Source organism: Streptomyces sp. JW3, from assembly GCF_052216785.1.
Lineage (GTDB): Bacteria > Actinomycetota > Actinomycetes > Streptomycetales > Streptomycetaceae > Streptomyces.
The window spans coordinates 1-24,750 of the sequence record NZ_JBQOUX010000064.1 but is presented as its reverse complement, the minus strand read 5'-3'; the positions used below and the strand labels follow the sequence as shown (position 1 = coordinate 24,750).

Sequence of the window (24,750 nt, the reverse complement as noted above, 5' to 3'; positions counted from 1 at the left end):
GTGATCGAACGAGCACCGCCGGGTCCGTCGGCCCGGCCCGCGCTACCCCGCCAGCCAGGCCAGCGCACCCACCGTCAGCGCCCGCACGCCGGTGTCCAGGGTGGGCTGCGGGACGGGGGCGAACCGGGGGCTGTGGTTGGACGGGATGTCCTGCCGGACCGTGCCCCGGTGCTCGGCCTGGGCGTAGGTCTTGGGCGGGATGCCGCCGATGCCCCAGTAGGTGTACGGCACGCCGAACGCGTCCGGGATCTCGCTCAGGTCCTCGCTGGCGGTCTGCAGGTCGACGGTGTGCAGGTCGTCGCCGAAGTGGCCGGCGAAGGCACGGGTGACGGTGTCGGTCGCCCCCTCGTCGTTGACCGTGGGCGGGAACGAGCGCAGGTGCTCGATCTCCGGCTCCTTCGGCGCCCCGGACGCCTGCGCCTCGGCGCGCACGATCCGCTCGATCGCGGCCAGCACCTGCCTCCGCACGGCCTCGTCGTACGTGCGGACGTTGAGCTGGAGCACGGCGTGGTCGGGGATGATGTTCGGCCCGGTGCCGGCCTGGACGCTGCCCACGGTGACCACGACGGGCGTGGTGGCACCGGTTTCCCGGGAGGCCACCGTCTGGAGCCGGACCACGCACATCGCCGCCATGACCACCGGGTCGACACCGGTCTGCGGGGCCGAGCCGTGCGCGCCCCGCCCGTGCAGGGTGACCCGCAGGTTGTCGGCGGCGGAGAGGAAGGAGCCCGGACGGGTGCCGACATAACCGGCCGGATACGGCAGCACGTGCTGGGCGAGCACCACGTCGGGGCGCGGCACCTTGTCCGTCAGGCCGTCGTCGAGCATCGCCCGGGCCCCGTCGCCGTTCTCCTCGGACGGCTGGAACAGCACGACCAGGGTGCCCTGCCAGGTGCCGTCCGGCGCCGCCGCCATCAGCCGGGCGAAGCCGACCATGCAGGCCACGTGCACATCGTGCCCGCAGGCGTGCATCACCGGCCGCTCATGGCCGTCCGCGTCCTTCGCGGTGGCGGCCGACGCGTACGGCAGCCCGGTCGCCTCCCGCACCGGCAGGGCGTCCATGTCCGCGCGCAGCAGCACCGTGGGACCGGTGCCGCGGGTGAGCACCCCGGTCACACCGGTCCCGCCGAGGCCCTCGGTCACCTCGTAGCCGCAGCCGCGCAGCGCCTCGGCGGCCTTGTGCGCGGTGCGGTGCTCCTGGAAGCCCAGCTCGGGGTGGGCGTGCAGGTCGCGGTACAGGTCCTCGACGTCGGACCGGATGTCGTGCAGCCCGGACAACACGGCCTGCGCTGCCGTCTCGACGGTCATGGCGATGCCTCCGCTCAAGTGATCTTCAAGCGTCAGCGAAACACCCCGGCGGCCGGGCCGCAACAGCCGCCGGGCGGCGCGCGCTACGTGACCGGCGGCGGCCCGCTGCTGCGCCGGACCACCAGCTCGGCCGGGACCCGGGCGTCCGACGGCGGCGGCTCGGCGCCGTCGATCCGGTCGAGGAGCAGTCGCAGCGCCCGGGTGCCGATCTCCGCGAAGTCGGTGCGCACCGTGGTCAGCGGCGGCAGGAAGTGCGCCGCCTCCGGGATGTCGTCGTAGCCGACCACGCTGACCTCGCCGGGGACCGGCCGCCCGGCCTCGTGCAGCGCGTGCAGGACACCCAGCGCCATCTGGTCGTTGGAGACGAACACGGCCGTCAGCGCCGTCCGCCGCGCCAGCCGCCGGCCCAGTTCGTACCCGGCGTCCGCGCTCCAGTCGCCGACCAGCGGTTGCGGCACCTCGGCCCCGGCCGCCGCCAGGGCCGCCCGCCAGGCGGCCAGCCGCAGCTCGGCGGAGGTCCAGCCGGCCGGTCCCGCGATGTGGTGGACGGTGCGGTGGCCCAGGGACAGCAGGTGCCCGGTGGCCTCGCGGGCCCCGCTGCCGGAATCACCGACCACGGCCGGGGTGTCGTCCAGCACCACCAGGGGCGCGGCCAGACCGGTCGCCGCCAGTGCCGGGCCCACCCAGCGCTGCGGCGCGATGGCGATCACCCCGTCCGCGCCCTCGGCCGACAGCCGGTCCACCGCCGCCACCACCGTGTCCCGGTCGGCGGTGTCCAGGGCGATGGAGCTGACCAGGTAACCGGCCTTCTGCCCGGCCGTGTCGACGGCGGCCAGGATCGCGGCCGGCCCGTAGCGCGCGGCGTCGAACGAGATGACGCCGAGCATCCGGGTCCGCCCGCTGGCCAGCGACCGCGCGCTGCGGCTGGGGCGGTAGCCGAGCTCCCGCATGGCCTCCCGGACCGCCTCCCGGGTCTCCGGGCGGACGGCGGGATGCTCGTTGAGCACCCGGGACACCGTCTGCTTGGAGACACCGGCCCGCCGCGCCACGTCGTCCATCACGGGCCGCGCTCCGGCGAAGCCCCGTCGGCTGCGCCGCGCGGGGCCCTGGGGCGCGCTGGGGCTCATGTCCGCTCCGTTCCTCCGCACGGGATGGGGGCGGGTACGGCGGACCCGCCCCGCCCGGCAGAGGCCCAGCATAGGCCGGTCAGACCTGGACCGGCCCCAGGTCGGGGGCGTCGGTGAAGCGGGCCCGGGCGGCGACGGTGCCGTGCAGTTCCAGCACCACCAGATCGTTGCCGCCCGGCCGCAGCACCGGCGCGGGGACGTACAACGTGTGCTGCGGGCCCCGGTTCCAGTAGCGGCCGAGCGCGAAGCCGTTGACCCACGCCTGCCCCTTGGTCCAGCCGGGCAGCGACAGGAAGGTGTCGGCGGGTTCCGCCACCTCGAACGTGCCCCGGTGGTACGCCGGTACGGCGGTGGAACCCGCCGGTGCGGGGGTGAACACCGCCGGGTCCGGGACGCCCGCCGGCACCGGACGGCACTCCCAGCCGCGCAGCGCCCTCCCGTCGAGGGAGACCGGGCCGAGCAGGCCCTTGGGATCGCCGATGTGCGGCCCGTAGTTGACCCCGCCCAGGTCCTCGACCAGGACGTCCAGCACCGCGCCGGGGCGGGGGACGCGCACCGCCAGCGTCTCCTCGTTCCGCTCGCGTTCCAGTACGCCCGCCGGGGCGCCGTCGACGAAGACCTGGGCCCGGTCGCCGATCCCGCCGGAGAAGCTGAGCAGTCCGGCACCGGCGGTCGGCACGGTGCTGCGGTACAGCACCAGACCGGACGCCTGCCCCAGCTCGTGCGCCGGCAGCGGGTCGTCGCCGTGGGCCGCCGAGTACGAGGCCGGCGCGTACGGCAGCAGCGGCGCCCGCCGGTCCAACTCGACGCCAGTCGGCGGAAGTTTGCGGCTCGGGGCCGGGACCGGCTCGTCCGGCACCGGGGCGTGCCGGGCGATGACTTCGCGAAAGGCGTGGTATTTCGGCCCGGGGTCGCCCGACTCGGTGAGCGGGGCGTCGTAGTCGTAGGACGTGACGGTGGGGGCGTAGGCGTGGTGGTGGTTGGCGCCGTTGGTGCGGCCGAAGTTGGTGCCGCCGTGGAACATGTACAGGTTCACCGACGCCCCCGCCGACAGCAGCCGGTCCAGGTCGGCGGCGGCGTCGGCGGTGTCCCGCACGTGGTGCGGCCCGCCCCAGTGGTCGAACCAGCCGATCCAGAACTCGGTGCACATCAGCGGGCCCTGGCTTTGGTGGGCGCGGAGCTTGCCGAGCGACTGCTCGATCCGGCTGCCGAAGGTGCCGGTGGCGAGGACACCCGGCAGGCTCCCGGCGGCCAGCTGCGCCGGGTCGGCCTGGTCGCAGGTGAACAGCAACTCCTCGACACCGCGCGCCCGCAGCCCCTCGGCGAGGTGCTTCAGATACGCGGTGTCGTCGCCGTACGCCCCGTACTCGTTCTCCACCTGGACGGCGATCACCGGCCCGCCGGCGGCGGCGAGGTGCGGCAGCAGCGGGGGCAGCAGCAGGTCGAGATAGCGGTCCACGGCGCCGGTGAACCGGGGGTCGCTGCTGCGCAGCCTGATGTCCCGGTCGGCGGTGAGCCACCCGGGCAGCCCGCCGCCGTCCCACTCGGCGCAGATGTACGGGCCGGGCCGCAGCAGCACCCGCAGCCCCGCCGCGCCGGCCAGCCGCAGAAAGCGCGGCAGGTCGAGGATGCCGTCGAGGTCGAGCGGGCCCTCGGGGTCCGGCTGGTGGAGGTTCCACGGGACGTACGTCTCCACCGTGTTGAGCCCCATCAGCCGGGCCTTGCGCAGCCGGTCGGCCCACTGTCCGGGGTGGACCCGGAAGTAGTGCAGCGCGCCGGAGATGATGCGGAACGGCTCGCCGTTCAGCAGGAATCCGTCGGACGTCGTCGTCAGGGCGGGCATACGGGAGTTCCCTTCGAGGGAGCGGGACGCCGCTCGGGACGGTGTGATGTTACCGGTAACATCACACCGTGGACCCGGCCCCGGGTCAACCCCCGGTGCCGCCCTCGGCGAGCCGGTCCCGGCCGCCGCGCCCGCCGCGTCGGCCGGGCAGGATTGCCGCGCCCGGCACCGGGTACGCGAGGCGGGACCGCGCCCGTGCCGATCATCGCGAGTCATCGCGAGAGCGGGCGGCACGACCGCCGCTACCAGGGAACTGCCATGGAGACACCTGCGAACGACAACACCGCCACCCCCGCGCAGCGGGCGCTGGACACCCTCACCGAGAACACCGCGGACACGGTGGCGCTCGACACGCTGGCGGACAGCGAGGTGCTGGTGCCGGTGCCGGACGACGCGGGCGACGACGACGCCGCGAGCGCGTCCTCACTGGCGCTGCCGGTGCTGGAACAGTCGGGCGGCGGGCAGGTGGTGCCCGTCTTCACCTCGGAACTGGAGATGGCCGACCTGCTGCCGTTCGTCTCCCGCTACCGCCTGGTGCCGCTCGGCGCGCTCGCCGCGCAGTGGCCGGCCGACGACCTGTCGCTGTCCATCGACGCCGGCTCCCAACACCGGCTCACCCTCACCTCGGACGGCGTCCGGACGCTGCTGGCCAGGCCCTGACCAGCCGTCCTAGCCGTCCTCGCGGTCCGCGCCGTCCTCGCCGAGCAGCCGGGCCAGCACGGCCCGCTGCAACGGCAGTGTCTCGGTGTGCAGGTCGCGGCCCCTGGGGGTGAGCGCCACCCACACGCCGCGCCGGTCCTCCAGACAGACGGTGCGCTGCACCAGGCCGTCCCGCTCCAGGCGGGCGATCAGCCGGGACAGCGCGCTCTGGCTGAGATGGACCCGGCCGGCCAGGTTCTGCACCCGGCAGTGGTTCCGCTCCTCGGGCGCGGCGGCGGCGAGCAGGTCGAGCACCTCGAAGTCGCTGGCGCCGAGCCCGTACGGGTGCAGCACCCGGTCGATCTCGCAGAACGTGCGCGCGTGCAGCGAGAGGATCTCCCGCCACCGGTCCTCCAGCCGCACGCCGGCGGTCTTCGCTGCCATATCCGCATGGTAGTCCCGCTCCGGCCCCCACTCGTCGGCCCCGCCCGCCCGGAGTCGCGCATCGCCGGACAACGGGACCGCGGCTGCGGGACAGTGGGGAGCGACGGCAAGGCCGCCCCCGGTGGAGGGAGGGACACGATGCTGAGGCGTCCCGTCGACGGCACGCGCCTGGACATCCTGGAGTGGCTGAAGGACCCGGCCGCGCACTTCCCGCCGCCCCGCGCACCCGCCGACCCCGCGGCGCACGGTGCGGACGCGGCCGCCGTCGCCGCCCGGCTCGGCGTTCCCCGCCGGGTCGCCGAGACCCACCTCGGCCTGCTCACCGCCGTCGGCCTGCTGCGCACCAGCAGGGTGCGGGGACGGACCTACTACCGGCGCGACGAGGTCCGCGTCGCCGAAGTCGCCCGCATGTTCGAAAAGGGCTGGTAGCGACGGCCCGGGGTTAGGCTGGGCAACCGGCCGCGCCCGCCCGCGCGGCGCGGCGGAGGGGCCCGCCGTACCCGAACCGCGGCACAGCCGCCGCCAACGGTCCCTGCTTGCACGAAGGCCTTGCGCACGAAGGCCTTGCGCACGAAGGCATCGCATGCCGGCGAGTAGGAGCCGCACCACCCCATGACCACCGACCGACCCGCCGAGCCGCCCCCGGCCTGGAGCCAGGCACCCGTCGTCGCCGCCGTGGCACTGGGCGGCGGGACCGGCGCCGCCGCCCGCTACGCGGCCACCCTGTGCTGGCCCACCGGGCCCGGCGGTTTCCCCTGGACCGTCTTCTGGGTCAACGTGGCCGGCTGCGCCGTGATCGGCGCGTTCATGACGCTCACCGACGTATGGCCGGTGCACCGCCTGCTGCGCCCCTTCTTCGGCACCGGGGTGCTAGGCGGCTTCACCACCTTCTCGACGTTCGCCGTCGACTTCGAGCGGCTGACCGCGACCGGGCACCTGACCACCGGCCTGGCCTACCTGGCCGCCACCCCGCTCGCCGCGCTCACCGCGGTGTGGCTGGCCGCCGCCGGCACCCGCCGGGTCCTGACGGGCGGGCGGTTCTCGTGAACTGGCTGCTCGTCGTCGTGGGCGCCATGATCGGCGCCCCGGTCCGCTACCTCACCGACCGCGCGGTCCGCGCCCGCTGCGGCTCGGCCTTCCCCTGGGGCATCCTGCTGGTCAACGTGGCCGGCTCGCTGATCCTCGGCCTGCTCACCGGCGCGGCGGTCGCGGGCGCCGCCGGCTCCCGCCTCCAACTGCTGCTCGGCACCGGCCTGTGCGGCGCCCTGACCACGTACTCGACCTTCTCGTACGACACGCTGCGGCTGGCCGGGACCGGCGCCGGCCGGTCCGCCGCCGGCAATGTGCTGCTCAGCGTGGCGGCCGGCGTCGGCGCGGCGTTCGCGGGGGTGGCTCTGGGCGAGGCCCTCTGGGGCTGACCCGTGCCCGTCCACGCCCCGTCCCCGCCCCCGCCCCGTTCTCACCGGGCGGCGCGCAGTGGCTCCCCGACGCCGCGCATGTGCCGCAGCGCCTCCCGGTGCGAGGCGAGCAGGCCCGTCTGGTGGTAGGGGACGCCCAGTTCGGCGCAGTACCGCTCGGTGATCCGCTGGGCCCGGGCCAGCGCGGGGGTGGGCATGCTGGGGAAGAGGTGGTGCTCGATCTGGTAGTTGAGGCCGCCCATGAGCGCGTCGATGAACGCGCCGCCCCGCACATTGCGGGAGGTGAGCACCTGGCGGCGCAGGAAGTCCAGTTGGGTGCCCGCCTCGATCATCGGCATGCCCTTGTGGTTGGGCGCGAACACCGAGCCCAGGTAGATCCCGAACAGCCCCTGGTGAACGGCGACGAAGACGAGTGCCTTGCCGGGGGAGAGGACCGTGAACAGCCCGCCGAAGTACACCGCGAAGTGCCCGGCCAGCAGCGCGCCCTCCAGCACCGGCCGCTTCATGGACGGGCCGCGCAGCGCCTTGAAACTGTTGAAACTCAGGTTGAGGCCTTCGAGCGTCAGCAGCGGGAAGAAAAGCGCCGCCTGGTGCTTTCCGACGAACCGTGCGATTCCCACGGCCGCGCGCGCCTGCCGCCGCGACCACACCAGAATGTCCGGCGAGACGTCCGGGTCCTTCTCCTCGTGATTCGGATTGGCGTGATGACGCGTGTGCTTGTTCATCCACCAGCCGTAACTCATGCCGAGCAGCAGATTCGCCGTCAGCAGACCGCCGGCCTCGCTGGGGCGCCGCCGGGAGAACACCTGCCGGTGGGCGAGGTCGTGGGCGGCCAGGGCGAGCTGGCCGAAGACGACCGCCAGCGCCCCGGCCACGAACAGCTGGCCCCAGCTGTCGCCCAGCGCGACGAACGCCGCCACGCCCCCCGCCAGCGCGATTCCCACCGCGCCGAAACGCATCGAGTAATACAGCGGGCGGCGGCGCAGCAGTCCCGCCTCGGTGATCCGGCGGGAGAGTTCGGAGAAATCGCTGCCCCTTTCCCGCTCCCCGCGGGATGCGCGTATGGACGTCTGATCGGCGAGCACCGTTGGATTGGCCATGTGCTTCAGTATGTGAACGATGCCCCGGCAGCAGAATGATGTTGGCCCCCGGACCCGCACGGTGCGCACCCCCGGCCGGGGGTGGGGCTGACACCACCACCGGCGGCGCCGGGATCACACGGCGGTCACCCGAGGTCCCCCGGGCGGAGGGCGGCAGGTCGACTCCCGGCCACCCGGCGCCGACATGCTGCCCGCGTGCTGCCCGTCGTCCGCTCCGTCGACCTCCGCCGCTGCCGGCTGCTCGGCCTGGCCGGCACCGCCGCCCTCGCGGCGGGCGGTGAGACGGCCGGTGCCCTGCCCGTGCGCGAACTGCTCGCTCCCGCCGCCGGCCGCGCCGCCCTCGGCCTGGTCGCCGTCTACTTCGGCATCGTCCTGCTGCTCGCGGCCTGGGCGCTGCTCGGCCGCCTGGTGCGCGGCCCCGAACCGCCGGCCGCGCGCGCCCTGCTGCTGACCCTGGCGCTCTGGTCGGCGCCGCTGCTGCTCGCCCCGCCGCTGTTCAGCCGGGACGTCTACAGCTATCTCGCGCAGGGCGCCATGGCCGACGCCGGCATCGACGTGTACACCCACGGCCCGGCCCGGCTCGGCGGGCCACTGGCCGACGAGGTGGCACCCCTGTGGCAGCACACCGGCGCCCCGTACGGCCCGGTGTTCATCGGCGTCTCGGCCGTGCTGTCCGGACTGACCCGCGGCGAACTCCCGGCGGGCGTGGTCGGCATGCGGCTGGTCGCGCTGGCCGGGGTCGCGGTGATGGCGCTCGCGCTGGCCCGCCTCGCCCGGCACAGCGGCGCCGACCCGGCCGCCGCGCTGTGGCTCGGCGCGCTCAACCCGCTGGTCCTGCTGCACCTGGTGGCCGGCGCTCACAACGACGCCGTGATGCTCGGGCTGCTCGGCGCCGGACTGGTCGCCGCGCTGGGCCGGTGGCCGGCCGCCGGGGCCGCGCTGGTCACCCTCGCCGCCCTGGTCAAGGCGCCCGCCGCGGTCGGCCTCGGCGCCGTCGTCGTGCTCCAGATCCGGGCCGGACACCGCCCGGTCCGGGCCCTGCTGACCACCACCCTCACGGCCGTGGTCACCACCGTCGCCGCCACCGCCGTCACCGGCACCGGATACGGCTGGGCGGCCGCCCTCGACACTCCCGTCTCGACCGGCAACTGGGCCCTGACCAGCCTCCTGGGCAGCGCCACCCGCACCCTGCTGGAGCGCCTCGGCAGCGGCCTCGCCCACCTGGCCGTTCCCGCCTGGCACGCCCTGGGCCTGGCCTGCGCCGCCGGCGCCGTCCTTCTGGTCTGGGTACGGCTGCGGCACCGGCCGGTGTACGCCGTCGGCCTCAGCCTCGCCGCCGTCGCCGCCCTCGGCCCGGCGATCCGCCCCTGGTACGCCCTGTGGGGCCTCTACCTGATCGCCGCCGCCGCGCCCACCGCCGTACGCCACCGCGCGGCGGCCGTGACCGGTGTGCTGGCCCTCGCCACGCTGCCCGGCGGCGGCCCGGCGGACACCGGACAGCTGGCCCTGGCGGTCTGCGGCGGCGCGCTCGCCGCGATCGTGCTGTGGCAGGCCCACCAGTCCCAGCAGGCCCGCCCGGCGCCGGCGCTGGACCCGGTCGCATGAGGCGGCCGTCCACCGACCGGGGCCGGCTGCTCCTGATCCTGGCCCTGGCCACCGCCGTGACCGCCTTCACCGCCACCGTGCCCCTGTTGCGCGACTGGTTCGACCTGCGCGTCTACCACGGCACCGTCGACAGCTGGATCCACCACGGCGGCCGGATCTACGACTACCGGGTGCCCGGCACGGCGTACGGATTCACCTACCCGCCGTTCGCGGCCCTCGCCATGCTGCCGATGGCGCTGCTCGGCCTGCCCGCCGCCGTCGCGGTCTGCCTGCTGCTGGACCTGATCGCCCTCACGGTGGTCCTGCGGGTCCTGGCGGCGGGCGCCCGGTGGCGTCCGGGCGTCTACGGCTGGGCGCTGACCGGCTGTCTGCTGGCCCTGTTCGAACCGCTGCGCGACACCGTCAGCTTCGGCCAGGTCAACCTGGTCCTGCTGGCCCTGGTGCTCGTCGACGCACGGCTGCTGGCCACCGGGCGCGGCCGGTGGGCGGGCGTCGGCATCGGGCTGGCCGCGGCCGTCAAGCTCACGCCCATTCTCTTCATCGGCCCGCTGCTGCTCGCCCGGCGGTGGCGGGCGGCCGGGACCGCGACGGCGGTGGCCGCCGGGGCGACCGCGCTGGCCGCCTGGGCGGTGCCGGACGCCTCGCGCTTCTACTGGACCGAGGCGCTGTGGGACACCAGCCGCGTCGGCCGCCTCGCCTATGTCTCCAACCAGTCCCTCCAAGGAGTGCTGGCCAGACTGGGCGAACCGGACCGGGCGGTGTGGGCGGCGGCGGTGCTGCTGGTGCTCGCGGTGTGGGCCCGGCGGACCCGGCGGGCCCTCGCCCTGGGGGACTGGCCGGCCGCCTTCGCCCTGACCGGCCTGGCCGCCTGCCTGGTCAGCCCGGTCACCTGGGTGCACCACCTGGTGTGGCTGCTGCCGTCCCTCGCGGTCCTGCTGCGCACCGGGCACCCGCGCGTCGCGGGCGCCCTGTACGCGGTGCTGTGCACCAGCGTGGTGTGGCTGTGGACCGACGACGCCTCGGGCCTGGACGGTTTCCTCGGCGGCAACGCCTACGTCTGGATCACCCTCGGCCTGCTGCTGGCGCTGCCGGCCGGTCACTCCTCGGCGGACCGGCCCGCCACCCGCCGCAGCGCGAGCAGCACGGCCCCGCCGCCCAGCCCGGCCGCGCCGGTGATCGCCCAGGTCTCCGCCCAGCCCGGCCCGTCCTCGGCCGGCGTCGCCGCCGCGACCGGTTCGGCCGACGCGGCAGGACCCGGCCGGGACCGCGCGCGGGGCGCGTCCAGCGAGCCGACCGGATCGACCCGGCCGGCCGACGCGAACCCCCAGTCCAGCAGCGCGCGGGCCTCCTCGTACACCGTGAAGGCGCCGCCGTCCTGAGGGTTCAGCACCGTCACCACCAGGGTCCGCCCGCCGTGCCGGGCGGCGGCCACCAGGGTGTGCCCGGCGCCGCTGGTGTAACCGTTCTTGACACCGACCAGACCCGGGTAGGCGGCGACCCCGTCCGCGCCGGTCAGCAGCCGGTTGGTGTTCTCGATCGGGTACGTGTCCCCGTCGCCGCCCGGGAACAGCGCCGCGGCCCGGGCGCAGTACCGGGCGAACTCCGGGTTGCGCAGCCCGGCCCGGCCGAACACCGCCAGGTCGAAGGCGGACGACACCTGGCCCGGTGCGTCATAGCCGTCGGGCGAGCGCACGTGGGTGTCGCGGGCGCCCAGCGCGCGGGCCTTGGCCTGCATCCGGGCACTCGCCTCGCGCCAGCCGCCGCCGAGCGCGGCCAGCACGTGCACGGCGTCGTTGCCGGAGTTGAGGAACACCCCGTTCCACAGGTCGGCGACCCGGTAGGTGCGGCCCTCGGCGACTCCGACCAGACTGCTGCCCGGACCGACCTCGGCCAGTTCCCCGGGCCGCACCTCGTGCCGGATGCCGCCGGGCAGCACCGGCAGCATGGTGAGGGCGAACAGCGTCTTGAGGGTGCTGGCGGGCGGCAGCGCGCGGTGCGCGTCGTGCGCGGCCAGCACCGCGCCGCTGCCGGCGTCGGCCACCACCCAGGACAGCGCGGACACCTCGGGGAGTTCCGGCGCCCCGGGACGCGGCCGGACCTGGGTGCCGGCGCGGTACAGCAGGGCCGGTTCCGGGGCCGCCGCGCGCGCTCCGGGATACGGGCCGGGGTCCGGTGGCCTGGTGCGGACCGCCGCCGCGGCGGGCGCCAGGGCCAGCAGCCCCGTCGCGCACAGTGCGCAGCCGGACAGAACCAACCGGGAAGAGAATCCGATAGTCATACCGCAAACGTAGGAATGTGGGCGTCCGGCGCCACATCGTGAGGGCCGAGTGGCGGGGACCGGCACCCGGATGCCGCACGCCGGGCCGGCGACGGTCCGTCAGCCGGTCGGCAGCGTCGGCTGGATGCGGCGCAGGAACGTGGCGTTGTCCGGCGTCTCGCGCAGGCGCTCCAGGAGCGTTGCCAGGCCACCGCGCCCGTCCCGGCTGCGCAGCGCCCGCCGCAGTCCGGTCACGGCCGTCAACTCGGCCGGGGTCAGCAGCAGTTCCTCGCGCCGGGTGCCACAGGCGTCGACGTCCACGGCCGGGAAGAGGCGGTGGGAGGCGGGCTCGCGGCTCAGCCGCAGTTCCATGTTGCCGGTGCCCTTGAGCTCCTCGAAGAAGAACTCGTCGGCCCGGGAGCCGGTCTCCACCAGCGCGGTGGCGAGGATGGTGAGCGAGCCGCCCTCCTCGGTCTGCCGGGCGGCGCCGAAGAACCGCTTCGGGCCGGTCAGCGAGCCCGCGTCGACTCCGCCGCTGAGGGTGCGGCCGCCGGGACCGGCGGCGTTGTTGTGCGCCCGGCACAGCCGGGTCAGCGAGTCGAGCAGGACGACCACGTCCTCACCGGCCTCGACCAGCCGCTTGGCCCGTTCGATGACCAGGTCGGCCAGCGCGATGTGCTGCCCCGGCGTCCGGTCGAAGGTGGAGGCGTACACCTCGCCGCGCACCGAGCGCCGCATGTCGGTGACCTCCTCGGGCCGCTCGTCCAGCAGTAGGACCATCAGCCGGACGTCGGGGTGGTTGCCGGTCACGGCGGCCGCGAGCTGCTGGAGCAGCACCGTCTTGCCGGTCTTCGGCGGGGCCACCAGGAGGCCGCGCTGGCCCTTGCCGACCGGGGCGAGCAGGTCGACGACGCGTCCGGCGAGGCCCGCCGCCGGGTGTTCCAGGCGCAGCCGCCGGTGCGGGTGGAGCGGCGTCAGGTCGCCGAAGCGGCGCCGCGCGCCGGGCCGCTCGGGGGCGCGGCCGTTGACCCGGACCACGTCGGTCAGGGTGCGCCTCTCGCCGCGGACGCCTTCGACGAGATCGCCCTTGCGCAGGCCGTGCCGGCGGACCAGCGCGGCGGACAGCTGGGTGTCCGCGGACGTGGGCAGCAGACCGGCGGCGCGCAGGTGGCCCTTGCCGCCCGCGTCGAGGTCGAGGACGCCGCCGACGGTCTCGGCCGCGGCCTGCCGGACGGGAGGGTGTTCGAGTGTGGTGGTCATGAGGGAGGGTCCTTTCGAGGACGGCGAGCGAACGAGACGCGTGGGGAAGGGGGAGAGCGGCCGTGCGGGCAGGCCGTGAGACGTGCCTGCGGACGGCGGGGAAACAGCACCTCGGCGACGGCGGGAGAACCCGCTCGCGGGGTGGTGTGAGGAAGACCGACGCTCCGACCGGATCGGACGGGCGGCTCGGTGAACCAGGAGAAGAACCGCACCGGCGTCCCAAGAACGGGACGTGCACGTGTGCTGCCCACACCGTACCACAGTCGGCGACCGGTCCGGCCGCCCCCGCTACCGCTACGCTGACCCGATGTCCCGCCCCGAGGCTCCCACCCTGCGCGAACTCGCCGTCCAGGCACTGTCGTCGGTCGAGCACGGCTACGACCTGCTGGCCCCGAAGTTCGACCACACCCCGTACCGCACCCCGCGACCGGTGCTGGACGCCGTGACCTCCGCGCTGCTGCCGCTCGGCCCGTTCGAGGCCGGCCTGGACCTGTGCTGCGGCACCGGCGCGGGCCTGGACGTGCTGGCCCGGGTGTGCCGGACGAGTGTCACGGGAGTCGACTTCAGCGCGGGCATGCTGGAGGTTGCCCGGCGGCCCGCCCGCCCCGCCGGACCGGCCCGCTCCTGGGTCCGCGCCGACGCCCGCGCGCTGCCCTTCACCGAGGCGTTCGACCTAGTAGTGAGCTTCGGCGCGTTCGGGCACTTCCTGCCCCGCGAACTGCCGGGACTCTTCGCCCAGGTGTACGCCGCGCTGCGGCCGGGCGGCCGGTTCGCCTTCCCGCTCGGCGCGCCGCCGCGCCCCGGCTCCCGGGCCTACTGGGCGCTGCTCGGCTTCGACACCGCGATGCGGGTGCGCAACGCGGTGTGGCGGCCGCCGTTCGTCATGTACTACCGGACCTTCCGGCTCGGCGACGTGCGCCGGGAGCTGACGCGGGCCGGTTTCCTGGTCGACCTGCACCCGCTGCCCGGCCTCGGGCGGCGGCCCGACGGCGCGCCGCGCGCCCGCCTGGTCACCGCCCGCAGACCCTGACGCCCGTCAGATCCGGCCGCTGAGCCAGCGCACCTTGGCGGCCTGCTGGAACGGCCCGCCGCCCTCGTGGTCGTTGAACTCGTACACCTCGATGTCCTTGTCCTGGTGCGCCCAGGCGTTGAACGCCGCGAACACCGTCGAGGGCGGGCAGGTCAGGTCCTCCAGGGCCGCCGAGAACAGCGCGGGGGCCCGGCCGCGGGCCGCGAAGTGCACCCCGTCGAAGTAGGACAGCGTGCGCTGCACGTCCTGGGCCCGGCCCCGGTGCGTCTTCAGGTACAGGCCGATCTCCCGGTAGGGGTGCCGGTCGGTGATCGTGGTCGCGCGCGGGAAGTCGCACAGGAACGGCACGTCGGGCGCGACCGCCGTCAGGTCCGGCACCAGTCCGCCGACCGCGAGGGTGATGCCGCCGCCCTGGCTGCCGCCGAGCACGACGGTGCGCGCGGCGTCGGTCAGCGGGTGCGAGCGGGCCGCCTCGACCGCGCGCACCGCGTCCGTGAAGACCCGGCGGTAGTAGTAGTTCTCCGGCGCGTCGATGCCCCGGGTCATGAACCCCGGGTAGGCGGGCGCGCCGCCGACCGGGTCGGCCGTGGCGCCCCCGCCGCCCCAGCCGCTGCCCTGGCCCCGGGTGTCCATCACGAAGTGCGCCCGGCCGGTGGCGGCCCACAGCAGGTGCTCGTGCGGCAGGCCGCGCCCGCCGCCGTAGCCTATGTACTCGACGACCAGCGGCAGCGGCCCGTCGGCTTCGGCCGGCAGGTTCAGCCAGCCCTTCACCGGGTGGCCGCCGAACCCGGCGAACGTCACGTCGTACGTCCGTACCGCGGTCAGCCCCGTGTCGACCGGCTCGAAGCAGGCGTCCAGGTCGTGTTCGCGGGACTCCTGGAGCGTCTTGCTCCAGAACGCGTCGAAGTCCTCCGGCTCGGGCGACGTACTGCGGTGGTCGCGGAGTTCGTCGAGCGGAAGGTCGAACAGGGCCATCGAGAACCGCCTTTGGGAGAGGGACGGCGCCGGACCGTCCGGATGATCACACCGTACGTGAGTGATCGGAGGACTCGCCAGATCCTGGTCGCAACTCACCGGGGGACGGTGTCGGTGCCCGCGCTCGGGGCGACGCGTCCCCACAGGTCAGGCGGTTAACGGGACAGCGGGAAGGTCCCGGTGGGCGAGCTGGGTCGCGGAAGGTGATCGGATCAGGCGTCGCGGTGCGACCACTGTGGTTCGGTCCGGGCCCAGGCGCGGTCCCACTCCGTCATCCGGCGCCGCAGGGCGACGCGGCGCACCGCGCAGTGCCCGAGCAGGACGGTGGCCGCCGAGCCCGCCGTGGCGCACACGCCCATGGTGACCGCGTGCCGCCAGACCGTGGCGGCGTCGGCCGGCGGGGGCACGCTCCGGCCCCGCGCGTCCAGCCACACGTCGACGGTCTCGCCGTGCCGGGTCCGGGCCGGCAGCCGGGCCGCGGTGGTCCGGGGCGCCTCGCCCGGCTCGGACCAGCGCACCGTCGCCCGGTAGGAGTGCTGTCCGCCGGCCTGCACCGACGGCAGTGTCTCGGGGGTCGCGCCGATCACCTCGGCGCGGACCTGGCGGCGCTCGGCCCGCTGCTCGGCGGCGACCGCCCGCGCCTGGCCGTGCGCCCACCAGGCCACGGCCGCCCCCACCGCCGGGGCGCCCACCAGCAGCAGCACCGCCACCACCAGTACCGTCCACGCCTCGATCACGTCCGACCGGCGCCGCAGCGGATTGCGCCGCCAGCGCCAGCCGCGCACCCGGGTTCGCATCTCGTCCTCCTCGCCGTCACCGCGGCCGGAGGGCCGGAGGGGCCGGCCGCACGGCTTCCCGGGCCGCCGGTCCCTCCGCGTCGGCCACGCGCACGAGTACCCGCACGGTTCTGGTACCCCGTCCGGCCGCTTCCGCGCCACCCCGGCGCCGCTCAGGTGCCCAGGGCGGGGGACGGAAAACGCGGGAGGGGGGCGTGGGCGGCGGACCGGAGACGTGAGAGGGGGGCCGTGGGCGGCGGACCGGGTACGTGGGAGGGGCCGTGGGCAGCGGACCGGGTAGGCGGCAGGGGGGCGCGGGCGGCGGACCGGAGACGCGAGAGGGGGGCCGTGGGCGGCGGACCGGGTACGTGGGAGGGGCCGTGGGCAGCGGACCGGGTAGGCGGCAGGGGGGCGTGGGCAGCGGACCCGGTACGGGGGAGGGGGGCCGTGGGCGGCGGACCGGGTACGTGGGAGGGGCCGTGGGCAGCGGACCGGGTACGCGGGTGCGGCCCCGGCCCCGGCGGCCCGGCCGCTACCCGAACCGCTCGATGCGGATCCGGTCGACCGGCTGTCCCGCCGCCGCCAGCAGCCGCGACGCGTGCTCGGCGAAGGAGTTGGACCCGCACACGTACGCCTCCCAGCCGCCGGCCGGGCGTTCGGCCAGCAGCGGTGCCAGATGGGCGGCCGTCAGCCGGCCGACCGGCGTCCCGGCCGGCGCGGACCGGGTGAACACCCGCGTCGTCTCCGCGCCGTACTCCCGTGCGTACAGCAGGTCCTCGGGGCCGCGCGCGGACACCACGAGCCGCAGCGGCACCGACAGGTCCCGGGCCCGGTGGTGCCGCACCATCGACATCAGCGGTACGACGCCGGAACCGGCGCCGACCAGCAGCGCGGGCCGGTCGCCCGGCCAGGCGAAGAACCCGCTCAGCGGACCGCGCACCTCGACCCGGTCACCGGGCCGGGCCACCGTGTGGAACCAGCCGGAGACCTCGCCGTCGGCGACCCGGTCCAGGGTCAGCTCGATGTGCCCCGAGCCGTCCGGCGCGGACGCCAGGGAGTAGTGGCGCTGGGCGGTGTAGCCGTCCGCGGCGGTGAGCCGCAGCAGCAGGTGCTGGCCGGGCAGATGACCGGCCCAGCCCGGCACCGCGAACCGGAAGGTCGCCGCGCGCGGCGTCTCACGGCGGATCCCGGTGAGCGTCGCGGTCTGCCAGCGGGCCGCCACCCGCTCGTCCACGGCGATCCGCCCGGGCACGGCGAACCGGGTGCGCGGCAGCGCGGCCGCCGTCGTCTCAGTCACCGGAGTACCTCTGTTCCTCCCACGGGTTGCCGCGCGGGTGGTAGCCGTTGCCCTCCCAGAAGCCCGGCTGGTCGTGGTCGAGCAGTTCCAGGCCGGCCACCCACTTCACGCTCTTCCAGAAGTACAGGTGCGGCACCACGAGCCGGGCCGGGCCGCCGTGCTCGGGGTCGAGCGGCCGGCCGTCCGACGACCAGACGATCCAGGCCCGCCCGCCGGTCAGGTCGGCCAGCGGGAGGTTCGCCGTGTAGCCGGTGTGCGCGTGGACCACGGCGTGGGTGGCGGCCGGCAGCGGACCGGCCGCCGCCAGGAAGGAGTCCAGGGACACGCCCTCGAAGCGCATCCCGAACTTCGACCAGCCCGTCACACAGTGGATGTCGCCCTCGTACGCCGACCCGGGCAGCGCGTGCGCCTGCTCCCAGGTCCAGGTGCGGGGCTCGGCGACCAGCCCGCCGACCCGGAAGGACCAGTCGGCGGCCGGCAGGTCGGGTGTGACCTCGGCGGACAGCACCGGCCAGTCGTCGCGCGCGTCGTACTGGCCGGGCGGCAGCCCCGGACGGACGACGCGGGGGCGTCCGGTGAAGCCTCGGGTGATGTTCATCGCGGTGGTGCCTTTCGGGCCGCCCGGGAGGGCGGCGTGCGTACCGTGGGTCGGAGATCTCCACGGTACGTGTTTCAACGACGTACTCGGATTCCGGCGGCGTACTCGGAGGTGCCCAGGCGTTGGTACACGGCCATGCTCAGGCGTTGTACCGGGCCAGATAGGTGGCGAACCGCACGAGGTCCTCCTGCGGCCAGCCACCGAGCCGCTCCCGGAACGCCGCCCGGCGGCTCTCGGTGACCTGGGCCAGGATGCGCCGCCCCGCCTCCGTCAGGTGCAGCACCTGGACCCGGGCGTCGGCCGGGTCGGGGCGCCGCTCGACCAGGCCGGCCCGTTCCAGCGCGGTCACCTGGCGGCTGACGGTGGACTTGTCCAGCGCGTAGTGCGCGGCCAGGTCGGTGGCCCGGCAGCCGTCCCGCTCCTCCAGGTGCCCGAGCAGGGTGTACGACACCAGCGACAGTTCGGGGTGCATACGGCCCGCCGAGGCGCGGGCCCGCCGGGCGAAGGCGGTCAGCTCGCGGTGGATGATCTCCTCGGCCCTGTCGGGTGCTGTCACGGGACCTCCCTCACATACTTGGTTGCATCATACAACTTGCTGCCGGGTGCCGGTGCGGTAGTGTGACCGACGGCCGTGGACCGTCCCGGCCGCCGTGACCGAGGAGGTGGGACCCATCACCGCTGTGTCGGCCCGGGCGTTCTCCTCCCTCGACCGCCGGATCACCTCCGGCAGGTGACCGCGAGAGCGCCCTTCGGTACCCGAAAGGCTCTCGTCCTTCATGTCCGCACCCTCCGCTCCCTCGCCTTCCTCACCCTCCTCCTCTCCCGAGCGGGTCGTCGCCGCGCTGCGCGCCGCCGGCTGTGTCTTCGCCGAGGACGAGGCGGAGCTGATCCTCGCCGCCGCCCGCACCCCCGAGGAGATCGCCGCCCTGGTGGACCTCCGGGCCACCGGCCTGCCCCTGGAACTCGTCGTCGGCTGGGCCGAGTTCCGCGGCCTGCGGATAGCCGTGCGGCCCGGGGTGTTCGTCCCCCGCCGCCGCACCGAGTTCCTCGTCGAGCAGGCCCTGGCGCACGCCCCGGACGCGTCCGTCGTCGTCGACCTGTGCTGCGGCTCGGGCGCGGTCGGTGCCGCCCTGGCCGCCGCCCTCGACGCCCCGGAGGTGCACGCCGCCGACCTCGACCCGGCCGCGGTGCGCTGCGCCCGCCGCAACCTCGCCGCGGCCGGCGGCCGGGTGTACGCCGGGGACCTGTTCGAGGCGCTGCCCGGCACCCTGCGGGGCCGCGTCGACCTGCTCACGGCCAACGTGCCCTACGTGCCCACCGCCGAGGTCCCGCTGCTGCCCGCCGAGGCCCGCGACCACGAGCCGCCGCTCGCCCTCGACGGCGGCGCCGACGGCCTCGACGTACTGCGCCGGGTCGCCGCCGGCGCGGGGGACTGGCTCGCCCCCGGCGGCTGCCTGCTGGCCGAGACCAGCGAACGCCAGGCCCCCGCCGCCCTCGACGCCCTCACCCGGGCCGGCCTGACGGCCCGGCTGGCGGTGTCGGAGGAGTGGTACGCCCATGTGGTGATGGGGGTGCGGGGGTAGCTCCGGCTGCTCGTAGGGGGCGGGCAGGGGCAGGGGCGGAGGCAGGGGCGGAGGCAGGGCCGAGGTTGGTCTGTACATGACCCGCCAGCCGGGTCACACTGTGCGCCGAGCGCTTCCCTCCCCCGGAAGAACTCCCTTCCGTCCCCCACCGAGGAGCCGACCCATGCCCCTTGCCGTCCGGCAACGTTGTCAGGCCGTCCTGGCCGGGATCGCCGGCTGCGCCCTTGCCGCCGTCCTCGCCGCCGCCCCGCCCGCCGCGGCCGACTCCCAGGCCGCCGCCGACACCTGGACCGAGGTGGGCTCCGACCGGGCCGACCCGCTGACCGAGAGCCAGGGCCTGGCCTCCGTCGAGGTTCCGGCGGGCAGCCCCAACCGCTACACCGGCATCGGCACCATCCCGCTCTCCCTGTCCACCCGCGGCTGGAACCACGTCGGCGACCCCGACGCCTCCTACGACGGCCACTACATCGAGCCGTACCAGCGCGACGACGGCGCCGCGAAGCTGTACCGGGTGCAGGCGCCCGACGGGACCTGGGCGGAGTACACCCACGCGCTCGGCTCCGGCGAGGCGCTGAACAACTCCTGGGCCGCGATCTCCCCCGACGGCCAGTGGATGCTGTCCGGCGAGTGGGGCACCATGAGCCGGCTGCTGGTCTTCCCGACCCCGGGCGTCAACCCCGCCACCTCGCCCGCCGCGAACCTCCCGCAGGCCGCCACCGTGCGCCTGGACCGCCCGGTACGCGACGTCCAGGGCTGCGACTTCGTCACCGCGACCCGGCTGCTGTGCTCCTCCGACGACCCCGAGGGCGCCCTCTTCGGCATCACCAAGCCGCTCCTGCAGATCGACCTTTCCGCCGCCCCGAACGGCACCGCCGACGTCACCGGCCAGGTCACCGCCCTCAGACAGCTCCCGTTGCGCAGTTCCTGCTCGGGCACCTTCGAGGCCGAGGGCATCGACTACGACCGCCGCACCGGCACCCTGCGGGTCATCGTCGTGTCACCGGGCTTCTGCGTGCTGACCGACAGCAAGACGTACCGCCTCACCCGCGGCTGAGCCGCGGCCCCCACCCCGGACGGCGCGCGGTAGTGCTCCGTCCGGGGTGGTGCTTTTCTTGGTGGGTGGGGGGTACGGCCCGAGAGGAGCGACCACCATGGACGCCGAGCGAACCCACCCGGAATCCGTCTCGGTGGAACTGAGCGGATGCAGCAAGGAAGACGCCCGGACCGTCTTCGACACCCTGTGCGCCTGCTACCCGTCCGACCGGTGCGCGGACGACGTCCCCCGGGACTGCCACGAGGTGCGCCCCACCGTGTGGCTCGGCACCTTCGACGTCTTGGGCGACCTGCCCGGCGAGTGCGGCCCGACCCGGCTGGACGCCGCGGTCGACGCCGACGTGCAGGGCGGCTACTGGGCGATCGAACGGTTCCGCACCACCCTGGACTCCCTGTTCACCGTGCGGGACCTGAGCACGGCCTCCGGGGACCAGGAGCGGGAGCTGCACGTCCGGCTCGAGAACCACCGCTGACGGCCCCGGGCCCTCCGTACGCGACGCACCCCGCTTTATGCAACTAGTTGCAAAAGGGGGTGGGCGTCCTCTACAACAGAGGCACGTCACCGCCGCGCACGGAGGGCCCGATGAGCCGCTACCCCCATCTGCTGAGCCCGCTGGACCTGGGCTTCACCACGCTGCCCAACCGGGTCCTGATGGGCTCCATGCACGTGGGCCTGGAGGAGGCCGAGCGCGGCTTCGAGCGGATGGCCGCCTTCTACGCCGCCCGGGCGCGCGGCGGAGTGGGCCTGATCGTCACCGGCGGCATCGCCCCCAACGACGAGGGCCGCCCGTACCCGGGCGGCGCCAAGCTCACCACCGAGGCGGAAGCCGACAGGCACCGGGTCGTCACCGACGCCGTGCACCGCGAGGGCGGCCGGATCGCCCTCCAGATCCTGCACTTCGGCCGGTACGCCTACCACCCGGACCTGGTCGCCCCCAGCCCGCTCCAGGCCCCGATCAGCGCCCACGTCCCGCGCGAGCTGACCGACGCCGAGGTCGAGCGGACCATCGACGACTACGTGCGCACCGCCCGCCTCGCCCGCGAAGCCGGCTACGACGGCGTCGAGATCATGGGCTCCGAGGGCTATCTGATCAACGAGTTCACCGCCGCCCGCACCAACCACCGCACCGACCGCTGGGGCGGCAGTCACGAGAACCGGATGCGCTTCCCGGTGGAGATCGTGCGCCGGGTGCGCGAGGCGGTCGGCGCGGACTTCATCCTCGTCTACCGGCTCTCCATGCTGGACCTGGTCCCGGACGGCTCCACGCTCGTCGAGGTGGTCGCCCTCGCCAGGGCCGTCGAGGCCGCCGGGGCCACCCTCATCAACACCGGCATCGGCTGGCACGAGGCCCGGGTCCCCACCATCGCCACCTCCGTGCCGCGCGGCGCCTACACCTGGGTGACCCGGCGGCTGATGGGCGAGGTGTCCGTGCCGCTCGTCACCACCAACCGCATCAACACCCCGGAACTGGCCGAGGAGTTGCTCGCCGAGGGCAGCGCCGACATGGTGTCGATGGCCCGCCCGATGCTCGCCGACCCGGACTTCGTCGCCAAGGCGGCGGCCGGCCGGCCGGAGGCCATCAACACCTGCATCGGCTGCAACCAGGCATGTCTCGACCACACCTTCAGCGGGAAGATCACCTCCTGTCTGGTCAATCCGCGCGCCTGCCACGAGACGGAACTCGTCCTCGCCCCCACCCGCACCCGCAAACGCGTCGCCGTCGTCGGCGCCGGACCGGCCGGCCTCGCCTGCGCGGTGACGGCGGCCGAACGCGGTCACCACGTCACCCTGTTCGACGCCGCGCCCGAGATCGGCGGCCAGCTCAACGTGGCCCGCCGGGTCCCCGGCAAGCAGGAGTTCGACGAGACCCTGCGCTACTTCCGCACCCGCCTCGACGACCTAGCCGTCGAGGTCCGCCTCGGCGCCCGCGTCACCGCCGCCGACCTGGACGGCTACGAGGAGACGGTGGTCGCCACCGGCGTCACGCCGCGGGTCCCCGAGCTCCCCGGCGTCGACCACCCGAGCGTCCTCGGCTACCTGGACGTCCTGTACGGCGGCGCCCCCGTCGGCGACCGCGTCGCCGTCCTCGGCGCCGGCGGCATCGGCTTCGACGTCGCCGCGTACCTCACCGACAGCGGCGACAAGGCCCACGAGGACCCGGCGACGTACTTCCGGCACTGGGGCGTCGACCCCGGCTACCGCGCGCCCGGCGGCCTCACCGCACCCGAGCGCCCCGCCCCGCCGCGCACCGTCCACCTGCTCCAGCGCCGCACCACCAAGGTCGGCGCCGGCCTGGGGAAGACCACCGGCTGGATCCACCGCGCCGAACTGAAGCACCGCGGCGTCACCATGATCCCGGGCGCCCGCTACGACCGGATCGACGACGCCGGACTGCACGTCACCGTCGGCGGCGAGCGCACCGTCCTGGAGGTCGACACCGTCGTCCTGTGCACCGGCCAGGAACCGCGCCGGGACCTCTACGACGAACTGGTCGCGGCCGGCCGCCGCCCGCACCTGATCGGCGGCGCCGAAGTCGCCGCCGAACTGGACGCCAAGCGCGCCGTCAAGCGGGGCACGGAGCTGGCGGCGGCGCTGTAGGGGCCGCCGCGGCCGTCCCTAGGATGAGCCCATGTCACTCCCGCACGCGATCCTCACCGCCCTGCTCGAAAGGCCGTCGTCGGGACTGGAACTGACCCGCCGGTTCGACCGGTCGATCGGCTACTTCTGGTCGGCGACGCACCAGCAGATCTACCGTGAGCTGGGAAAGCTGGAGGACGGCGGACTGATCCGGGCGCTGCCCGCCGAGCAGCCGGCCCGCGGCCAGAAGAAGGCGTACGAGGTGCTGCCCGCCGGCCGCGCCGAGCTGGCCCGCTGGACCGCGACCGCCCAGGACCCCAAGCCGCTGCGGGACGTGCTGCTGCTGCGGCTGCGCGCCGCGGCCGTGGTCGGCACCGCGGGGATCGAGGCCGATCTGCGCCGTCATCTGGAGCTGCATGAGGCGCAGTTGGCCGAGTACGAGGAGATCGAAGGACGGGACTTCCCGCCCGGCCGGGACGGCGCCGAGGACCGGCTGCGGCATCTGGTGCTGCGGGCCGGCATCGACCTGGAGACCTTCTGGACCCGGTGGCTGCGGCAGGCGCTGGCCGACCTCCCGGAACTGCCGGAACTGCCGGACCCGGCGGCCGGGCGACCCGGGTGATCAGAACCGGTACGGCTTCGAGCGGCGGCGCAGGAACCAGGCCGTCGCGATGACCCCGGAGCCCACCAGCGCGCCGCCCGCCACCAGCGTGGCCGTGCCGTAGTCCCTGACGGCCCCGCCGACGCCGCCCATGACGCCCCGGGACGGCGAGGCCGACGCGGAGACCGGCGGCCGGCTCGTCGCCGACGGTGAGGCGGACCGGGAGACGATCACGGTCTGGGTGCCGGCGGTGCTGTTGTTCGAGCACATGACGATGACGGTGTAGGTGCCGGGGCTGACGCCCGACCACGCGGCCGTCTGGCTCGCGCTGGTGCCCGACAGCGCCACCTGGCGGCCCTGGGCGAAGCTGGACTGGCCGCTGCCCAGCAGGGAGGCCGTGCCCCAGCTGCCGTTGAGCTGGGCGCAGGCGCCGGTGGTGACCGACACCGTGGACCCGGTGGTGCTCACGGAGATACCGGGGCCGGCGGCGGCCGGGTGGGCGGTCAGGGCGAGGGGCAGCGCGGCGGCTGCCACGATCGGGCCGGAGCGGAGAAGCGGCTGAGAGATGCGCATGTGGACTGCCCTTTCGACAGCACGGCCGGCGGCACATCCCTTGCGCCGCCGAGTCAGGAACGGCCCGTGCCGTCTCACCGGCAGCCAACAGGGCGAGGGCCCGCACCGCATGCCGGACGCAGCCGGGCAGGTGACGGCCGCGGACTCATTCCTCGCCGGTGGTGACGGTGCGCTGCGCGGAGTACCCGCCCCAGGTGCCGTCCGGCAGTTTCGCCCGCACCCGCACCCGGTGCGTGACACCGGCCGCGCGCCCCGCGTAGAAGCTGTGCTCCGCCCGCTCGCGCGGCGCTTCACCGCCGTAGACGAGCGAGGTGGCCGGCTTCCCGTCGAGCTGGATCTGGTACTCGGTCACCACGCCGTCGGTGACCGGCGGCACCCAGCTGAGGTCGATGTGGTACGCCCCGTCGGCGCGGTGGCTGCCCGCGCGCAGTCCGGTGGGGGCGGTGGCCCGCCCGTCGTCGCTGCCCGGCGTGGTCACCCGGACCGGGGGGCCGGCCGGTGAGACGTTGCCGGCCGCGTCCCGGGCCCGGACCGTGAACGCGTAGGCGTGACCGGGCCGCAGCCCCGTCACCACGGCCGCCGTCTGGTCCCCGCCGACGCTGTGGATCTTCGTGCCGCCCTGCTGGATGTCGTAGGAGACCACCTCCCGGTCGTCCGGCGGCGCGGTCCAGGAGAGCTGGACCGC

25 protein-coding genes and 1 pseudogene are annotated in these 24,750 nt (G+C 75.0%); 12 read left to right on the top strand and 14 right to left on the bottom strand.

The features are described from left to right. Positions 1 to 42 precede the first annotated feature (42 nt). The 3 genes from ACTT8P_RS24220 to ACTT8P_RS24210 all read right to left on the bottom strand — a co-directional run bounded on the left by ACTT8P_RS24220 (position 43) and on the right by ACTT8P_RS24210 (position 4,278). Positions 43 to 1,308 carry an amidohydrolase gene (locus ACTT8P_RS24220; RefSeq protein ID WP_442833828.1) on the bottom strand — a complete coding sequence of 422 codons (1,266 nt, stop codon included), beginning with the start codon at positions 1,306 to 1,308 and terminating at the stop codon, positions 43 to 45. An 83-nt stretch (positions 1,309 to 1,391) separates the two neighbouring features. Continuing rightward, positions 1,392 to 2,435 (bottom strand): LacI family DNA-binding transcriptional regulator, encoded by a 1,044-nt coding sequence (locus tag ACTT8P_RS24215; protein ID WP_442833827.1) that lies wholly within the window; start codon positions 2,433 to 2,435, stop codon positions 1,392 to 1,394. A 79-nt stretch (positions 2,436 to 2,514) separates the two neighbouring features. After that, positions 2,515 to 4,278 (bottom strand): glycoside hydrolase family 35 protein, encoded by a 1,764-nt coding sequence (locus ACTT8P_RS24210; protein ID WP_442833826.1) that lies wholly within the window; start codon positions 4,276 to 4,278, stop codon positions 2,515 to 2,517. 258 nt (positions 4,279 to 4,536) lie between these two features. On the opposite strand from ACTT8P_RS24210, the gene ACTT8P_RS24205 reads away from it, so the two are divergent. After that, positions 4,537 to 4,938 (top strand): SseB family protein, encoded by a 402-nt coding sequence (locus tag ACTT8P_RS24205; RefSeq protein WP_442833825.1) that lies wholly within the window; start codon positions 4,537 to 4,539, stop codon positions 4,936 to 4,938. Positions 4,939 to 4,947: 9 nt separating this feature from the next. Here ACTT8P_RS24205 and ACTT8P_RS24200 read toward each other — a convergent pair whose 3' ends face one another. Next, a complete protein-coding gene (locus ACTT8P_RS24200; RefSeq protein ID WP_442833824.1) occupies positions 4,948 to 5,361 on the bottom strand; it encodes a MarR family winged helix-turn-helix transcriptional regulator in 414 nt (137 codons plus the stop codon). A 138-nt stretch (positions 5,362 to 5,499) separates the two neighbouring features. On the opposite strand from ACTT8P_RS24200, the gene ACTT8P_RS24195 reads away from it, so the two are divergent. From ACTT8P_RS24195 to crcB, 3 genes are all read left to right on the top strand, one after another. Then, positions 5,500 to 5,790: an ArsR family transcriptional regulator gene (locus ACTT8P_RS24195; protein ID WP_442833823.1), complete on the top strand. Its 291-nt coding sequence runs from the start codon at positions 5,500 to 5,502 to the stop codon at positions 5,788 to 5,790. 183 nt (positions 5,791 to 5,973) lie between these two features. Then, on the top strand, positions 5,974 to 6,408 hold the full coding sequence (locus ACTT8P_RS24190) for a FluC/FEX family fluoride channel (protein WP_442833822.1): 435 nt from the start codon (positions 5,974 to 5,976) through the stop codon (positions 6,406 to 6,408). Next, a complete protein-coding gene (crcB, locus tag ACTT8P_RS24185) occupies positions 6,405 to 6,779 on the top strand; it encodes a fluoride efflux transporter CrcB (protein WP_442833821.1) in 375 nt (124 codons plus the stop codon). The genes ACTT8P_RS24190 and crcB overlap by 4 nt, the downstream gene beginning before the upstream one ends. Before the next feature lie 41 nt (positions 6,780 to 6,820). Here the strand turns inward: crcB and ACTT8P_RS24180 are convergent, their stop codons facing one another. Next, positions 6,821 to 7,879: a fatty acid desaturase family protein gene (locus ACTT8P_RS24180; RefSeq protein ID WP_442833820.1), complete on the bottom strand. Its 1,059-nt coding sequence runs from the start codon at positions 7,877 to 7,879 to the stop codon at positions 6,821 to 6,823. Positions 7,880 to 8,077: 198 nt separating this feature from the next. On the opposite strand from ACTT8P_RS24180, the gene mptB reads away from it, so the two are divergent. Together mptB and ACTT8P_RS24170 are read left to right on the top strand one after the other, a co-directional pair. After that, positions 8,078 to 9,484 (top strand): polyprenol phosphomannose-dependent alpha 1,6 mannosyltransferase MptB, encoded by a 1,407-nt coding sequence (mptB, locus tag ACTT8P_RS24175; RefSeq protein WP_442833850.1) that lies wholly within the window; start codon positions 8,078 to 8,080, stop codon positions 9,482 to 9,484. After that, entirely contained in the window at positions 9,481 to 10,863 is a 1,383-nt protein-coding gene (locus ACTT8P_RS24170; protein WP_442833819.1) for a glycosyltransferase 87 family protein, read from the top strand. The genes mptB and ACTT8P_RS24170 overlap by 4 nt, the downstream gene beginning before the upstream one ends. A gap of 59 nt (positions 10,864 to 10,922) precedes the next feature. Here the strand turns inward: ACTT8P_RS24170 and ACTT8P_RS24165 are convergent. Continuing rightward, positions 10,923 to 11,762: pseudogene (locus ACTT8P_RS24165) on the bottom strand (D-alanyl-D-alanine carboxypeptidase family protein); the annotation flags it as partial. A 99-nt stretch (positions 11,763 to 11,861) separates the two neighbouring features. Next, a complete protein-coding gene (rho, locus tag ACTT8P_RS24160; RefSeq protein WP_442833818.1) occupies positions 11,862 to 13,001 on the bottom strand; it encodes a transcription termination factor Rho in 1,140 nt (379 codons plus the stop codon). Between the two features lie 307 nt (positions 13,002 to 13,308). Here rho and ACTT8P_RS24155 point away from each other — a divergent pair, with 307 nt between their 5' ends. Then, complete coding sequence (locus ACTT8P_RS24155; RefSeq protein ID WP_442833817.1) at positions 13,309 to 14,031, top strand: class I SAM-dependent methyltransferase; 723 nt, start codon at positions 13,309 to 13,311, stop codon at positions 14,029 to 14,031. 6 nt (positions 14,032 to 14,037) lie between these two features. On the opposite strand, the gene ACTT8P_RS24150 is transcribed toward ACTT8P_RS24155, so the two are convergent. From ACTT8P_RS24150 to ACTT8P_RS24130, 5 genes are all read right to left on the bottom strand, one after another. Further along, on the bottom strand, positions 14,038 to 15,006 hold the full coding sequence (locus tag ACTT8P_RS24150; RefSeq protein WP_442833816.1) for an acetylxylan esterase: 969 nt from the start codon (positions 15,004 to 15,006) through the stop codon (positions 14,038 to 14,040). A 212-nt stretch (positions 15,007 to 15,218) separates the two neighbouring features. Further along, positions 15,219 to 15,803: an Rv1733c family protein gene (locus ACTT8P_RS24145; RefSeq protein WP_442833815.1), complete on the bottom strand. Its 585-nt coding sequence runs from the start codon at positions 15,801 to 15,803 to the stop codon at positions 15,219 to 15,221. 511 nt (positions 15,804 to 16,314) lie between these two features. Then, on the bottom strand, positions 16,315 to 17,034 hold the full coding sequence (locus ACTT8P_RS24140; RefSeq protein WP_442833849.1) for a ferredoxin reductase: 720 nt from the start codon (positions 17,032 to 17,034) through the stop codon (positions 16,315 to 16,317). Positions 17,035 to 17,071: 37 nt separating this feature from the next. Beyond that, a complete protein-coding gene (locus ACTT8P_RS24135) occupies positions 17,072 to 17,677 on the bottom strand; it encodes a molybdopterin-dependent oxidoreductase (RefSeq protein WP_442833814.1) in 606 nt (201 codons plus the stop codon). A 139-nt stretch (positions 17,678 to 17,816) separates the two neighbouring features. After that, positions 17,817 to 18,233, bottom strand: a complete 417-nt coding sequence (locus tag ACTT8P_RS24130; RefSeq protein ID WP_442833813.1) for a MarR family winged helix-turn-helix transcriptional regulator — start codon at positions 18,231 to 18,233, stop codon at positions 17,817 to 17,819. A gap of 220 nt (positions 18,234 to 18,453) precedes the next feature. Between ACTT8P_RS24130 and ACTT8P_RS24125 the strand changes: the two genes are divergently transcribed. The 5 genes from ACTT8P_RS24125 to ACTT8P_RS24105 all read left to right on the top strand — a co-directional run bounded on the left by ACTT8P_RS24125 (position 18,454) and on the right by ACTT8P_RS24105 (position 23,513). After that, the gene (locus tag ACTT8P_RS24125; protein ID WP_442833812.1) at positions 18,454 to 19,260 is read left to right on the top strand and encodes a putative protein N(5)-glutamine methyltransferase; all 807 of its coding nucleotides are present in this window, start codon (positions 18,454 to 18,456) and stop codon (positions 19,258 to 19,260) included. A gap of 163 nt (positions 19,261 to 19,423) precedes the next feature. After that, the gene (locus ACTT8P_RS24120; RefSeq protein ID WP_442833811.1) at positions 19,424 to 20,314 is read left to right on the top strand and encodes a hypothetical protein; all 891 of its coding nucleotides are present in this window, start codon (positions 19,424 to 19,426) and stop codon (positions 20,312 to 20,314) included. 97 nt (positions 20,315 to 20,411) lie between these two features. Further along, positions 20,412 to 20,786 carry a hypothetical protein gene (locus tag ACTT8P_RS24115; protein WP_442833810.1) on the top strand — a complete coding sequence of 125 codons (375 nt, stop codon included), beginning with the start codon at positions 20,412 to 20,414 and terminating at the stop codon, positions 20,784 to 20,786. Between the two features lie 110 nt (positions 20,787 to 20,896). Continuing rightward, positions 20,897 to 22,912 (top strand): FAD-dependent oxidoreductase, encoded by a 2,016-nt coding sequence (locus tag ACTT8P_RS24110; RefSeq protein ID WP_442833809.1) that lies wholly within the window; start codon positions 20,897 to 20,899, stop codon positions 22,910 to 22,912. A 31-nt stretch (positions 22,913 to 22,943) separates the two neighbouring features. Beyond that, positions 22,944 to 23,513 (top strand): PadR family transcriptional regulator, encoded by a 570-nt coding sequence (locus tag ACTT8P_RS24105; RefSeq protein ID WP_442833808.1) that lies wholly within the window; start codon positions 22,944 to 22,946, stop codon positions 23,511 to 23,513. Here ACTT8P_RS24105 and ACTT8P_RS24100 read toward each other — a convergent pair whose 3' ends face one another. Together ACTT8P_RS24100 and ACTT8P_RS24095 are read right to left on the bottom strand one after the other, a co-directional pair. Further along, positions 23,514 to 24,065 (bottom strand): hypothetical protein, encoded by a 552-nt coding sequence (locus ACTT8P_RS24100; protein ID WP_442833807.1) that lies wholly within the window; start codon positions 24,063 to 24,065, stop codon positions 23,514 to 23,516. Positions 24,066 to 24,210: 145 nt separating this feature from the next. Further along, positions 24,211 to 24,750, bottom strand: a 540-nt coding sequence (locus ACTT8P_RS24095; protein WP_442833806.1) for a fibronectin type III domain-containing protein, incomplete at its 5' end; no start/stop codon positions are given.